The organism is Vibrio sp. KUL78 (assembly GCF_059725505.1).
Map to the genome: position 1 here is coordinate 137,448 of NZ_AP045839.1, position 15,106 is coordinate 152,553.

The following is a 15,106-nucleotide window of genomic DNA, read 5'->3' on the forward strand; positions in this document are numbered from 1 at the left end:
AATCTAAAAGTAACAACGACAGAACAGCAAAAACACCGATATGAAGATCAACATTTGAAAATGGATCTCAACGTTATATAATGTCCATTATAGAAACTTGAGAATGATCATCGGATGAACAGTAACCAAGACGGCATCATTGTTGTAGACCAAAACCACAGTCAAATCGCTTCGAATAATCTGGAGTTAGTTGCTCTCAACCGTCGAAAACGAAACAGTGACAGTGTAACTAATCCAGCGCTTAGTTACATCAGTTCTCTTAGCTCCACTAATACAACGGGTGGCCAGGCTAATGCCCGCTACATTCTTGAGCGCTTTTCTCGATTCTTTTTAGGTAGCAGTTACCAACTGATTGATTGGTCACAACTGTTCAACCAACCTTCTCTTCTTTCTAGAGCGCTATCGAGTTTCATAATCTATAAAGAGCATGAAGTTGCCAGGCTAAAAAAAGCATCGGAAACGACTCGAAAAAACCTTGAGTCAACACCACTCCTCGAAGGCTTACAGATTGTCGCGCAGCAATATTTTGACGCTAATCTGCTAGAAGAAGTGACATATAATCAATTACTTATAATCTTACGTGAGTTTAATAAGACCAGTGAGGTCACAGGTCTTCTCTCCTATGGTTGGTTAAAGCCCAAGCACGCCAATGTAAGGATCGAGTTCGAACCGCACATCAGTGCAAAGGTTGAAAAAGCGATTGAGTCGTTCGCGTGTTACTGCATCACTAGCTGCATCCATCGCTATAACTGGGATGAACTGCTGGTGGCTCCTGTTGTACAAGCTTCTATGAACGAATATCTCTACGATGGCGTTCAAGAATACGACAAGGAGCTTGGAAAAATCGTCAAAGTACGTGACTACAGCCCTGCGACCGTCGACAACATTTTTAGAATGATCCGCGGCGTTGCTAAGAGTCACTGGCTAGCTGGCAGGTTAAGTATTGATGATCTTGAGCGGATAAGAGCAATTCGTCTTAGTCGAGGATCGCGTCTAGATTCCGGTCGGTACATAGCTAAGTCTGAATTCGCCAACATAATGGAAATTACAAAGAATCAGTCAAATCAGGTGAAAGCTCAAAGAGATCGCGCCATGTTGGGACTGATGTACGCGGCCGGTTTACGCCGTCTAGAGGTGGTTCAACTCAAAGTAGGAGACTGTGATCTCGATACCGGTGAGCTCCATATCATTGGTAAGGGCAATAAAGAGCGGTACGTATACATCGCAACTTCTGGATTTGTTGTCGAACTTCTAAGAAAGTGGTTAGAAGTTCGTGAAAATAGCCTGAATTTTACGTCAAGAGACCCTATGTTTTGTCGTGTTAACAAGCACAAACAAGTGATTAATCAGGCTATGACCACACAGTCTGTTAATCGTGTATGCCAAGAGGTTTCAGTTATATTAGGCCGTACTATCTCACCGCACGACTTCCGTCACTCCACAGCCACTAACCTTTTAGGGGAAGGTTATGATGATTTGACAGTAAGTAAAGTGATGGGACACGCCGATCCAAAGACGACGAAGCGTTATGACCAGCGTGGCATTGAGGCTATTAAGAAAGCTATTCTACATTTGTAATAGTTGTCTGGTTCTAAACTCGAAAAATGGCGTAAGTTTCCCTTTGATTTATATCTGTAGAATGGATAATCTGAGCAATAATTACACTTCACTTTATTAAACAAAGTGTAGTGAAATTACTAGTTAATGCTCAAGTTGAATAAAATAAAATTCTGTTCAGAGAAGTTATTCTAATGGTTTAGCAGACAGTATCAGGTTATTCTTCTGAATTGAAGAAAGAGAAAAATAGTACCGAAAAAGAAAATAAATAATCTCCATAAAATCAGTATCTTATATATTAACAGAACTGAGGACTTATTAAGTTTCTATCATAAAAAAGTTAACGTACAAAAAACATACAATTCCAAAGGTGACAGAGAACACCTTTTTTGTATTTTCGAACCTCGCTTCTAAATTAGAACATAATTCGTTCAATATTAACTATACTATCTTACCCAGCCATATATAAAAAGTTTACTACAGCCGTTCTTTTGTATAATACTGATTGTAGTGGTTTAATGATCCCGGACACCAAATTAGGTGGTAAAGTCTCCACCGTAAATGAGGTGTTCAAGGCTTTGTTGCCAAATTCAGCGAAAGAGCGAACGCTAGCTAAATAGTTCGCATTTTAAACAATATACTGCGTTTCGGGCATACCTATCCCAGTTAGCTTGTTGAGTGCTTTGATCATGGCGTAGGTCTCACCCACTTGTGCGTTGTAATTTCGAAGCGTGAGTGAAGTACCTAGTAGTTGTTTTACGCGGTACATAGCGGTCTCCGACAATGACCGCTTATGGTAACCATACTTCTGTTTCCACTTTTTGTTCGAGCCATAGAGCTTTTGGCAGCCAACTGCCAGATTACGTGGATGTCCTTTTTCCCAGAATGCGGCACCTTCACGCGGAGGGATTAAAGGTGTCGCTTTCTTAACTCTAATCGCTCTGTGACACTCTCTTGTATCGTATGCACCATCTCCCGAGATTGCCTTGATGGTTCGGCGTGTTTGCTTGAGTAGGTTGGGGAGTACTTCCGCATCGGTCACACCTGATAGTGTCAGCTCTTCGGCGATAATTTCATGTGTATCTGTATCAACCGCAACATGGAGTTTACGCCAGACTCGACGCTTGCCATCAGTTCCATGCTTTTTCACTTTCCATTCTCCCTCACCGTATACCTTGAGCCCAGTTGCATCAATGGCTAGGTGTTGGATGGCGCCTCTTGTTGAGGCTTTGAAATCAACTTCTACATCCTTGGCTCGACGGCTTATACAGGTATAGTGAGGACAAACCAATGGGACATTCGCTAATTTAAATACTGAGTCTATGAAGCCTTGTAGCGCCCTTAAGGGTAAGGAAAAGATGCGCTTCAGCATGAGAGCGGTCGTGATAGCTAAGTCACTAAACAATCGCGGTCTACCACGTCTATGTTGTTTAGATTGTTTCCACTCTGTTATTGCTTCTTCGTCAATCCAAAACGTGAGTGAACCTCGATTGACTAGGGAGTTGTTGTACTTGCGCCGTATCCGCCCCATGAACCCACGGGGCGATATGACTAATGTTTGAAGTTCCAAGGCAGGAGCGCATCGACAACGATAATAAAGCCTTATCTACTAAGCGTTGGCGGCATGATTTTAGTATAATAAATGTCATGAAAAAAACGCCAAATATCAACCCAGAAAGTCAAGACGTTGCCGAACTACAAGCGATGGTGAAAGCCTTGATGTCGGAGAAAACAGAGTGGAAACAAGAGCGCCAGTCGCTACTTGAACAACTCAAGCTTGCCTTCGACCGCCAGTTCGCTAAACGTTCGGAGGCGTTAAAGCCTTACGATGAATCTCAAGGTGACCTCTTCAACGAAGTGGAATGTGAAGCCGCTCAGGAAGATGAGGTTGAGGTCACGACGACCACCACAACGAAGAAACGTGGTAAGCGTAAGCCACTTCCAAAAACCTTGCCTCGTGAGGTTATCGAACTCGATTTAGATAACAATGAAAAGCAATGCGCGTGCTGCAAGCATAGCCTGCATAAAATCGGTGAAGACCGCTGTGAAAAGTTAGAGTTCTCACCTGCCGTGCTCAAAGTGCTGGAATATGTTCGTCCTAAATATGCTTGCCGTCAGTGCGAGCAAACTGAAGACAAAAGCCGCATCGTTCAAAAACCAGCGCCGCAGAGCATAATCCCTAAGAGCTTTGCGACAGAAAGCTTGCTGGCCAGTATCATCCTTGGCAAATACCAATACGCGATGCCACTGTATCGCCAAGAGTCACTGTTTACCCAGTCGGGTATCGAGCTGTCACGAACCACTATGGCAAGGTGGGTTATCCAAGTCAGTGAGAAGTTCGCACCGCTTTATGCGGCCTTGAAAACACACCTACTTGAGCAAGTTGTGGTTCAGGCGGATGAAACGCCACTCAATGTCCTCAAGGAAGATAAGCAATGCTACATGTGGCTTTACTGCTCAGGCGCAGACTCGCCAGAAGCCTCACTTCCCAACGTGAAAAATATCACCTTGTACGACTATCAAAACAGTCGCGCGAGGGCGTGCCCTGTTACCTTCTTAGGGGATTACAGTGGTTATCTGTAAACCGATGGCTCTGGTGCCTATGACGGTCTTCACCAAGTGACCAATGTTGGCTGCTTAGCGCATGCACGTCGCAAGTTCATGGATGCTAAGAAGCTTCAAGGTAAAGGTAAGTCAGGCAAAGCAGATAAAGCGTTGGCCAAAATCCAGAAGCTCTATGGAATAGAATCCCGCTTAAAAGGTGCGTCTGTTGAAACACGAAAAGCAGAACGTCAACAGCATGCCAAGCCAATACTGGATGAGTTGTCCGAATGGATGACAACTCAACAAGTGATAGCGTCTAGCCCGTTGGGTAAAGCGATAAAATACACGCTCGGCCAATGGCCGAAGCTCATCCGCTATATCGATGACGGTCACTTATCGATAGACAATAATCGTGCTGAACGTGCAATAAAACCGCTAGTTATAGGCAGGAAAAACTGGCTCTTCTCGAACACACCAAATGGTGCAGACGCAAGTGCGATGCTTTACAGTATCGTCGAGACTGCAAAAGCCAACGGCCTTATCCTTCACGACTACATGGTCAAGTGTATGAAAGAGCTGGCGAAAGCAGAGCCAGATGTCGATGCGCTCCTGCCTTAGAACTTCAAACATTAGTCATATCGCCCCGTGGGTTCATGGGGCGGATACGTTATACCTATCTATTGTGAGCGCTACAATTTTTAATTTTGCGTTGGCGAGCATTAAATAAACGCTTTATAACCGTTGCAGATAGTACCCCCCTTTCTAGCAGAGCAGCCCTAAGATTATAAAATAGTAACGAGCTAAAGAAAATTAGGTGTCTATTTTACTGGTTAAAGAGCGTTTAGTGCCTCCCCCATTGAGGGGGTTAGTTGTTCAGTTCTTCCAAAACATAGTCTATATAGTCCTTCAAGGCATTAATTATAGAGCCCCTAATTTTCTCCAGTTGATGGGAGTGTGGACTCCAGAGTGAAATTGGAATTTCTAAGCTTTTTTTCCACTCAAATACTTCTAACTGAACTAAGTTCTGATTGATGTGCTCCGATTTAAGTACGGAGCGAGGAAGTAACGCCCAACCATGCCCCAACTCAGTTAATCTGATGATGACAGAAAGTTGGTCAATTGCTTCACTGTTAGGTGATAGTATAACTTTATCTGATAAGCCTTCTTCTACTAAAGACTGCAATATTAACTGCTTAGAGTTTTTTAGTTTAGTTAACATTTGGTCTGGAGGCGTACGAGATAGTTCGCTGTTCTTTGCGCCAAATGGAACGAAAGATAGTGTCTCTAAGTATATGGAATTGATGCTATTAATAGCTGTGCTATCGTGAATATTAACCAAACCGAAGTGAAACTCTCCGCTCTCTATTCCTTGTTTGATCTTTTCTTTTCCGCGAACAAGTAGGTTTACTCTCAGATTTGGGAAGTCTCTGGTTAATTGCATTCTAAGGTCTGTGATTGCAATTTGAGGGATAAAACTACAGTAACCAATATTTATTTCTTCAATATCCCCAGAAGCTAAGTTAATTGCTAGCCTATCAAATGTGTTTAATTGCTCAACGGCTTGTTTCGCATATCGATACAATAATGATGCTTCTTCTGTGGGTTCTACCGAACGACCCACTTTATCAAATAAAGCTAACATGAGAGAGTCTTCTAAATTTATTATGACTTGACCAATTGTGCTACGGTGCTTGTTAAGTTTCACTGCCGCTTTACTAAAAGATTTCTGCTCGTATACGGTAACAAAGGTGTTTAGCTGCTCAAGGCTAAAATTCATAGTGTTTCATCCAGTTTATTTGGGTATTTGTAAAAGTAACGTATTGGTTGATGGCGCAATTTTTAAGTTACTTTGACCAAGTTTCGTTTAGTTGTTTGTTAATATCTATATAAGATAAGCCAGTTTCTAAATTTGTCCAGTTTCATCCTACAAACGCTAGTTAGTTGTTTCAGAAAGTCTTTGTATTATCACTGTCTCTACTGATTAACCACTTTGGAAACTAAAATGACACTGAACAAAAAATTTGCACTTACTGCACTTACTGTACTAACACTTTCTAGCACTTCAGCGTTCGCTGAAGAAGAGAACGACCCTTCAGATATTGCAAGAGCGACCACCTCTTTCACTGTAGGTGCAACCAATCAAGGTGATGTTAAAGGGGCACTAACGTATGCATTTGCCGTTAACGACACTCAACAAGGTATGGTCGTTGCTGAAGGCAACATGGATAAAGAGGGAAAATACAGTGATGCTCGCGCGCAATACTTCCACGTATTTAACTTCGATAATCCTACAATGCCCAAAGTAGCTGCATCGGTTGACTTTATCGATAATGCCTCGATGACAACGGCTGCTCTTGGTGCTGTTGTCGCTATTACCCCAACTGAGAACTTCTCTATGTACTTGAGAGGAGGTGTTTTAGGAGGAGAGTACAGTGACGCTATGACTCACCAGTTTGGTGTGAGTGATAATTCGACGTTTGGTGGCATGGCCGCAGGTTACTTTACTGTCAAAACGGGTAATGATGGTACCTATGTAATGTTGAGCCCAGAGTACACTTATGCAGGAGGCGATATTGAAACCAGTACATTGAAGTCTTCCTTACGAGTTGGTACTCCAATGAACGCAGCGAAAACACATTGGGGTGAGTTCCGTATCGAGAATACTTACGGTACCGTCGAGTCAGCGTCAATGACACAAGATATTGATAATACCGTCGCGTGGTTTATGTACAAGTCATTCTTCTAAACAAGCAACATAAACAATGGGTTATGGATCTATTGCCCATAACTCGTCTCCTTTAGGCTACTATATTATCCGTAGTCTTGTTATTTGCACTGCAAATGAAATACAGCATTTTTATTTTAAGAAGTAATTATTCATAGAGGCCACAATGAACCCCACTTTTCGTCTATCTGCAACCGTTACAATGTTAATGTCAGCGATGGCAGTCTCGACAACCGTATTTGCTGAAGAGAACAACAATGAGTTTGAAGACCTTACAGTGATGAGAGATACGCCTGTTGAACAATCTCACTTTGACTCTTGGAACGAAACCAAAGCTCATTGGCAGGAAGAGTACGGACTGCAATTGGGTATTGATTACAATATGCTTGGATTAACAGCGACTAATGCGCTAGGAGAGTCCTCAGCTGCTTCAGGTGCGCTAAGAGTGTATGGCCAGTGGGATATGGTTCATACCGATTCTGGGTCAACGGGTGGTATTGTGTTCAAATTTGAACACCGACACAAATATACCGATTCATCGCCAAAAGATTTTGGTATAAAAGATTTGGGCTATCTTGGTTTTGCACACTCTCTATACGGTGACCAAGGTTTTAGAGCTACACATCTATTTTGGCGTCAATCTATGCTCGATGATCGTATGGTGGCCTATGCCGGATTTTTGGATATGACTGACTATACCGATTTTTATGCTCTAGCGAGTCCATGGAACGATTTTAATAACAGTGTATTCACGACAGGTAGCGGTACGATTGGTGGCCTTCCTGATGGTGCTTTAGGGCTGATGCTGGGTGGTTTTATGACTGACACTGTATATGCCTCAGCGAGTATTCTTGATGCGAAGGGTAACGCGTCTGATCTGAGCCAAGGTGTCAAAGACTTCTTTGACACTGGCGCAACATGGAAAAGTGTAGAGGTTGGTTATACACCATCGAAAGAGATGCTGTTTATTGATAACGCTCACGTATCTTTTTGGCAGCGTGATGCGGTTGACAATGATAAAGAGGGCCACGGTGTGAGTGTTTCAGTCTCTGGTCTTATAAGCAACCAATGGCTTCCGTTTGCTCGGGCGGGCTGGGCGCAAGATGGTGGTGCCATGTACGATGCATCGGTTAGCGTTGGCTTTGGCTATATTCCAGCTAGTCGTTCAGAAGATATGATGGGGCTAGCATTTAACTGGGCAAGTCCGATGGCAAGCACATTTGGTGATATCGACTTTGATGATCAATATACAGCAGAGTTGTACTACCGCGCGAAAGTGGCGCCTTGGCTTCAGTTGTCCCCGAGTATTCAAGTCATGAATCATACGGCAATTAATCTCGATGCAATTGAATCTGGGGATATGTCAAACGCACTAATTAAAGATAAAACTGATGTAGTTATGGGCTTAAAAGCGCAAATCCTTTTTTAATCGATATCAGTTGTTGAACAGGCTCCTTATTTCAAGGGGCCCTATTACCTTAGGGTTATATAAGAGGACGTATGCTAATGACACATAAAATATTGCTATACCTATCTATTGTGAGCGCTACAATTTTTAATTTTGCGTTGGCAGGCACTAACCAAGCGATCGAGTGGATTGATCTTATTCCAGAGCAAGAGCGAGCTGCGTATTTATCGGGAGACAGTGCTCAGATTAGTCATATTGGACCTCAAGCCAAGCAAAGTGCTGTAGGAACGGTTAGGGATGATTTAAATGGTAAAGAAATTTCAATACCAGGGTTTGTAATTCCTCTTGAAGGAACAGAGAGTCATATAACTGAATTTCTGTTAGTCCCATTTTTTGGGGCATGCATCCATGTTCCACCGCCACCACCGAACCAAATCATTTATGTCAAATTTGAAGAAGGGGCTCCAATGACTAAGTTATGGGACGTGGTTTATGTCACTGGTGAGTTAATGACGGAAACATTAGATACTGACCTTGCGACAACAGCGTATTTGTTAAATGCAAAAAAAGTTGATGAGTATCAAGAGTAATTGTCTGTGATTTGAACTATCTCTCATCTGATCTGCTCCAGCCAGACTGGACAGCGCATTAAGCGACATATTGTTTTTCAAAGTTAACTGGGCGTAGATACCCAAGGGGACTGCGCCTTCTTGTTCGATTATAATCAACTTCGATGTACTCAAAAAGTGCTTGGCGCATCTCTTCTCGCGTCATTATCGGCTCGTATTGGACGGCTTCTACTTTCATTGAGTGGAAAAAGCTTTCAACACAAGCGTATCCCAACAATTTCCCTTCCTACTGATACTTTGTTTTAGATTATGGGCTGTAATTAAGTCTCGGTAGTCTTTTGAACAATACTGGCTACCTCTGTCGCTATGGATAATCACCCCTTCTGGCATACCTCTGCGGAATAATGCCATTGATAGCGCATCACAGACCAGAGTCGCCGTCATTATAGTGTTCATTGACCAACCAACGACTTGCCGTGAGTATAAGTCGATTACAACAGCTAAATACATCCAACCTTCTCTTGTCGCTAGATAAGTAATCTCTCCAGCCCATTTTCTTCAAGTTCTTTTTGAATACGCCTTACACCATCGCGTTCCTTTTTATTAGCCAAGACTTCTTGAACCTTGCTATCAAGCTGATGGTGGTGCTCGTTGCGTTGAGTGACTTTATGGCGATGATTAATCCAGTAATAAAACCCACCTCGAGAAACCCCAAACACCTTAGCCATGCGGACAATCCTATATTGTATAAGGTGTTCGAGCATAAATTCATAATAATCGACTTTAGATTTTTCGCGAAATAGGTAGCGGCCTTTTTTTAGCGGCTTTACGCCACCCATAGATTTGAGAGTCATATAACGATAGTTGTCGTGCAGCAGCGACACCGACTTTCTCAGCCAACTTAAGTGCTTCGGCTTTAAACTCGGGAGCATGTTTGATTCGTGTTTTTTTGGTTGTCATTGTCCACCTCGTTAGTGATTGTACTTACTTAACGCAGTGTCCAAAACTGATGGTGCGGATCACTCTTTTAGAGTCGACTGTTCTCTACTTTTCATCGGACTTTATTTGATGAAGAGAGGCCTAGGGCATACCGTTTACTCCATGCAAAGAGGCTATGGGTGATTGGCACTTTACGAGCGGCAGCTTCAGTAACATTATGACATTTGTAGTCACCAGCGGCTTCAATTTTAAATTATTCAGGATATCTTTTACTGTTCATAAGTATCTCTTGGTGAGTGCTGTTGTCTAACTAAACGGTGTCTATCAAGTTAGTGGTTATTCCCTTTTTAGCTAGCGAGTACATTTATCAATCGTGTGTTTCGGTTGACCCACAACGTTTTTAATTTAATCTCGTTTTAGTTGGTCTATCGAATTAGCATCGCTGCCCGTATTTAACGTTGAAAAGTTTTCTTGTTAGTTTTGTTATCGTGTCACTACAAATAGGATAACTAGAGTGTTTAACCAGATGGGGTGTCTTATGGGAGTCTATTGTAATGAAAGGTTCATGGAGGGAAGGTGAGAGTACCAGGTTGTAGCTATCAGATGTGAAAAGATTAAGGTTCATCGCGGCTTTCCGGGAAAGCCGCTTTTATCTTCAAGGAGAAGTAGTCTGTATCTCGATATCCATACCTCATTCGCTTGATTAGCTTTATCTTGTTGTTTATCCCTTCCAATGTGCAGGTGTTGAGCGGATAACTTGCCGATGCGATAATGCCGTGAAGATAAGGACTCAGTTTTTGTGCGAACTCTTTCAATGGCTTAATTCCACTCTCTTGTACTTGTGCCCACCACGCCTCCCAGAACCCTTTAGCATGTACTCCTGATTCACAATGCCAAAGTTCCTTGAGTTGTGCTCCGAGTATATAAGTGGTCATCAAGTCCTTATTGATATCCAATATTTCAGTAAGATAGCTATCTTGCGTGCATTTAAGTTGCCTCTGTTTTTCAACAACACCCAGCGTGAACGCTTGACCCATTGCCTCGCTTTTTTATCTTGCTTGAGTTTGTTGGCTTGGTCGACTCTGACTCTATCCATCACCTTACGACCGAACTTAGCAACAACATGGAATAAGTCGTAAACGATTTTTGCGTTCGGACAGTGCGCTTGGACTTCAAGGTCAAACGCCGTATTCATGTCCATTGCGACCGCTTCGATATTATTGCCATACTTGCCTAGTTGCTCGAAGAACGGTCGTATGTCCTTGCGGCTACCCCTAACCCTATCCAAATGACTTGATGAGTCTTCCCATCAGCGATGACGGTGGCATATATATGCCCTTTAAAGATGGCGAACTTGTCCATGAAGAGTTGCCTTAACTTTCCCCTTTTCACTGGCGGTACCACTTGTCGAAGTCGGCGTTTATCAATTTCTTTAATGGTGTGCCAATGAACGCCCGTTAACTGGGAGATATGCTTAATGGGAAGCAGGGGTAACAGTTGTTCTTTATAGCTTTTTAGGCGCTTAGCAATGCGAGCATAAGGCTCTAACCAAGATAGAGACTCTGTTTTTATGCCGCAGTCACGACACTTAATTCTTCGTGTTTGAACGGAAAGTTCAACAGGCACACCGAGCAACATGGCCTCTTTCACATGGCGCCACTGATATTCATGAATAGTCTCGCTCTCGAGACCACAAAGGCATTTAGCCTTGGAGTTAGGTTTAAGAGTCAGGGTAATAAGTGATGCTGTCTGGTGAGACTTTACTATTTGAAAGCCTTCCCAGAATGAAGATAGGAAAGTATGATTCGGCATGGAAACGGTAGTTTGTGTATGATTCTTGTTTGGCGACTAAACCATATCACTTACTACCGATTTTGTTTTTAGTTCACGCTAATCCGCGATGAACCCATCTAACAGGTTAGATGGGGGTACAAGGTGTTATCAATTCATTTAATGTTATTTCGACAACTTGTCTTTATAAATAATACCGTCTTTCATAATGAGATCGAGGTTCGTCTCAGGAAGTGCGAGAATTGAGATGTCTTCAAGTGGATTACCATTTACAAGGAGTAAGTCAGCATAAGCACCTTCTTGGATAACACCCAGTCTTCCATCTTTATAAGGGTGGCGTTCACCTGACAGTTCAAAAAGCTCTGCATTTTGTGATGTTGCTTGCTTTAAGATTTCATAAGGAGTGAAATACTTGCTACGCGCGATAAACTCGCGATTCTGCATTCGGTGAAGCGTTAATGAACCCAAAATATCGGTACCAAACGTCATTTTCACACCGTACTTTTTAGCGCGCTCATAGCCTGCCTGAGCACCAGATTGAGCTTGTAGGTATTTTGGAACCGCGTCACCTGTCATCCCTGCTTTTTCAGGGGGTAAGCTAAAGGCCAAAAACTGAGTTGAAAACCATACATCATTTTTCTTCATCAATTTCATGGTTTTTTCTGATGCGAACAGCCCATGCTCAATGCTTTTTACACCTGCTTTGATGGCATTTTGGATACCTACATCACTATAGGCGTGTATTGCTGCGTAGGTACCCCATTTATCTGCTTCCGTTACGATTGCCTTGAGTTCTTCATAAGTATATTCGGTGACATCTAACGGGTCGTGTGCACCGGTAATACTGCCACTACCGAATATTTTTAGATGGGTTGCTCCAGAGCGGAATACATCTCTAGAAGCTTTTTGTACTTCCGGAACTCCATCGGCGATGACTGTCCAACCTCGAATGTACGCTTTATCGATTTGACCAGTAAAGTGAGGTGACATGTAAAACATGCGCTTGTCATAGTCACCGTGACCCGATGTTTGAGAAATAAATGCACCCGCGGGTAGTATTCTTGGTCCTGGAATGATGTTCTCGTCAATGGCTTTTTTTAAACCGAAAGCTGGTCCTCCGTTGTCGCGAATGGTGGTAAAGCCTCGCAGAAGCATTTCCCGTGCGTTCACACCTGCAAGGGTACCTGACCAACCTTCTGGAGCGCCATAAATAAGTGTTTCAATATCATCCGTCCACATGATGTGTGTATGAGCATCGCTAAGACCTGGGATCATCGTTCTTCCTTTCCCGTTAACGACTTTAGCTCCTTCATGATTGATAGCATCTTGTGAGATCGTTTTAATCAGGTTGTCAACGATTAATACGTTGGCATCTTCAGTGAGTTGTTTATTAACACCATCAAAGATATCGACATTGGTGATCACTACAGCCGCTTCGTTAGCTAGTGTGCTAAATGAAAGGCAACTAGCTATTAGTGTGTTGAGTACCGTAAGTTTTTTGAGTTTCATCAATTTATACCCTTGCATTGGTTTATGGTTTTTCTTACTTGAAATAAATGTATATGTGACTAAGTTTAGTTGTTGTGAGTGTTTTGTTTATTGTAGTTGGCTTGTTGGCTTTTAGATAGTTCCATTAGGCCATGGTACCTGAATGTTTTTCAAGCTAAGGGGATGATTTTGTCGCATCTGATCCAACATAAGCTAGTGTATGTATTTGCTTGATGTCTATAGAATAAATGCCAGATGAAGAGACAGTCAGTTTGAAAATAGTTAGTTGGTTCATACCGTTTGAAACTAAAGATTTGGGCTGTTTAGAAGCGTTATGGTATTGCTTACTATATGCGAGACTGTTCTTTTGTAGTGTAGATAAAGAAGAACCTAGCCAAAATATAAGGAAAAAAAATGAAAACAAATAAGAAATTGATTAGAGCGTCAGTGCTGGCAGCATTGACGTTAAACGCTGGAACATTGCATGCAGCAGATTATGACCTAGTGATTGAAAATGGTCGGGTTATGGATCCTGAAACCATGCTGGATGCAGTGCTTAATGTCGGCATAAAAGATGGTCAAATTATTACAATCTCTGCCGACCAACTAGAAGGCAGTCAGGTTATTGACGCATCAGGTCAGGTTGTTGCTCCGGGGTTTATTGATACTCACTTCCATTCTCTTGACGGCCTGTCAATTAAGCTGGCAGCTCTTGATGGTGTAACCACAGGTATGGATCTAGAAATAGGGGCAACACGCGTAGCTGAATGGTATGACAATAAGAAAGATGCCTGGCCTTTGAACTATGGTACTGGAATCAGTCAAGAAGCGGCTAGGCTTGAGATTCTGGACCCTGAAGTCAAAATTGATCGAGCGTATGACGCTCCGGATATTCTGAGTAAATTACGCACAGAAGCAGCCAAAGATGGGGTCAGTGGTTGGTCTGATACCAAGGCCAATGAAGAACAAATGAACCAAATCTTGACGATTTTGGATCAGGGCTTCAAAGATGGTGCTATCAATCTTGCATCGACAACTGCATACATGCGCAATGGTCTTACATCATTTGAAATGTATGAATCACAAAAGGTGGCGGCAAATTGGGGACGATTTACGGCCTCTCATACACGTTTTCATGGCAACCCAGTAAACCCGGAAGGACAGTTGGGCTTCGATGAAGTCTTTGCAAATGCTGTAGCACTAAAAGCGGGCTTATTAATGCTTCACAACAATGAATTTGGTTGGTGGGAAGTAGAGGAGAAACTTAAATCTGCTCGTGAACAAGGTATGAACATGTGGTCAGAATACTACCCTTATGACGCAGCATCGACTGCTATTGGGTCGTCATTCCTAATACCAGAAAGTGTTGAAGGACTATTTGGTTACAAATATGAGGACATTATCTATGATCCAGATTCTGACAAGTTTTTAGATAAAGAAGCTTATCTAGAGTTGGTTGCAAAGGATCCTGGTCACCTTGTCGTCATTTTCAGTCCACCACGTAAAGAGTGGTTGAAGTATTTCTTGCAGATCCCTCACATGACAGTAGCGGCAGATTCTATTTACTCAGGTTTGGGTGTTGATTCTTGGGATGCGGACTACACGGAATATAAAGGTCACCCACGTACAGCGGGTACGCGCGGTCGAGTATTCGCAATGGCGCGTGAAGAGGGTGTTCCACTTATGTTTACCTTAGCGCAGATGAGTTACTGGCCTGCGAAACATTTAGGTGATGAAGGCCTTGAGGCTATGCAAAAGCGTGGGCGTATGCAAGAAGGTATGGTAGCCGATATCACGATTTTTGATCCAGAAAACGTTCAAGACAACTCAACTTATAAAGCGGGAGAGCAAGGCAAGCCAACAACGGGTATTTCTTATGTGATTGTTAATGGCCAAAAAGTGGTTGACGATGGCGAGTTCAAGAAAGTATGGGCGGGTCAACCTATTCGCTATACTCCAGAAGACAAGGCACGTTTCAAAGGTATTGATAAAGCAAGCTGGCTGAAAAACATTACTGTTCCTACGTTCTCTGCAACACAAGCAGGCGCAGAAGGTAACCCGACGTTCAAAAGCAAATAGGAGCAT

At 42.7% G+C, this 15,106-nt stretch carries 8 protein-coding genes and 3 pseudogenes; 6 read left to right on the forward strand and 5 right to left on the reverse strand.

All coding sequences use genetic code 11. The features are described from left to right. The first annotated feature begins 114 nt into the window (after positions 1-114). On the forward strand, positions 115-1,578 hold the full coding sequence (locus AC6I8Y_RS26350) for a tyrosine-type recombinase/integrase (protein WP_498023150.1): 1,464 nt from the start codon (positions 115-117) through the stop codon (positions 1,576-1,578). A 607-nt stretch (positions 1,579-2,185) separates the two neighbouring features. Here the strand turns inward: AC6I8Y_RS26350 and AC6I8Y_RS26355 are convergent. After that, positions 2,186-3,088 carry an IS5 family transposase gene (locus tag AC6I8Y_RS26355; RefSeq protein WP_498023152.1) on the reverse strand — a complete coding sequence of 301 codons (903 nt, stop codon included), beginning with the start codon at positions 3,086-3,088 and terminating at the stop codon, positions 2,186-2,188. 116 nt (positions 3,089-3,204) lie between these two features. Here AC6I8Y_RS26355 and tnpC point away from each other — a divergent pair. After that, positions 3,205-4,719 (forward strand): annotated as a pseudogene (gene tnpC, locus AC6I8Y_RS26360) (IS66 family transposase). A gap of 247 nt (positions 4,720-4,966) precedes the next feature. Here the strand turns inward: tnpC and AC6I8Y_RS26365 are convergent. Next, the gene (locus AC6I8Y_RS26365) at positions 4,967-5,878 is read right to left on the reverse strand and encodes a LysR family transcriptional regulator (protein ID WP_498023153.1); all 912 of its coding nucleotides are present in this window, start codon (positions 5,876-5,878) and stop codon (positions 4,967-4,969) included. A 225-nt stretch (positions 5,879-6,103) separates the two neighbouring features. Here AC6I8Y_RS26365 and AC6I8Y_RS26370 point away from each other — a divergent pair, with 225 nt between their 5' ends. The 3 genes from AC6I8Y_RS26370 (at position 6,104) to AC6I8Y_RS26380 (ending at position 8,824) form a co-directional block, all read left to right on the forward strand. Then, positions 6,104-6,847, forward strand: coding sequence for a hypothetical protein (locus AC6I8Y_RS26370; protein ID WP_498023155.1), 744 nt, complete (start codon positions 6,104-6,106; stop codon positions 6,845-6,847). A 145-nt stretch (positions 6,848-6,992) separates the two neighbouring features. After that, positions 6,993-8,255 (forward strand): carbohydrate porin, encoded by a 1,263-nt coding sequence (locus AC6I8Y_RS26375; RefSeq protein ID WP_498023156.1) that lies wholly within the window; start codon positions 6,993-6,995, stop codon positions 8,253-8,255. A gap of 77 nt (positions 8,256-8,332) precedes the next feature. Then, positions 8,333-8,824: a DUF3299 domain-containing protein gene (locus tag AC6I8Y_RS26380; protein ID WP_498023157.1), complete on the forward strand. Its 492-nt coding sequence runs from the start codon at positions 8,333-8,335 to the stop codon at positions 8,822-8,824. Positions 8,825-8,882: 58 nt separating this feature from the next. Here the strand turns inward: AC6I8Y_RS26380 and AC6I8Y_RS26385 are convergent. From AC6I8Y_RS26385 to AC6I8Y_RS26395, 3 genes and pseudogenes are all read right to left on the reverse strand, one after another. Continuing rightward, positions 8,883-9,763 (reverse strand): annotated as a pseudogene (locus AC6I8Y_RS26385) (IS3 family transposase). A gap of 600 nt (positions 9,764-10,363) precedes the next feature. Beyond that, positions 10,364-11,554 (reverse strand): annotated as a pseudogene (locus AC6I8Y_RS26390) (ISL3 family transposase). A 144-nt stretch (positions 11,555-11,698) separates the two neighbouring features. Continuing rightward, the gene (locus AC6I8Y_RS26395; RefSeq protein ID WP_498023159.1) at positions 11,699-13,042 is read right to left on the reverse strand and encodes a metal-dependent hydrolase family protein; all 1,344 of its coding nucleotides are present in this window, start codon (positions 13,040-13,042) and stop codon (positions 11,699-11,701) included. A gap of 393 nt (positions 13,043-13,435) precedes the next feature. On the opposite strand from AC6I8Y_RS26395, the gene AC6I8Y_RS26400 reads away from it, so the two are divergent. Next, positions 13,436-15,100: an amidohydrolase family protein gene (locus AC6I8Y_RS26400; RefSeq protein ID WP_498023161.1), complete on the forward strand. Its 1,665-nt coding sequence runs from the start codon at positions 13,436-13,438 to the stop codon at positions 15,098-15,100. The last annotated feature ends 6 nt before the right edge of the window (positions 15,101-15,106 follow it).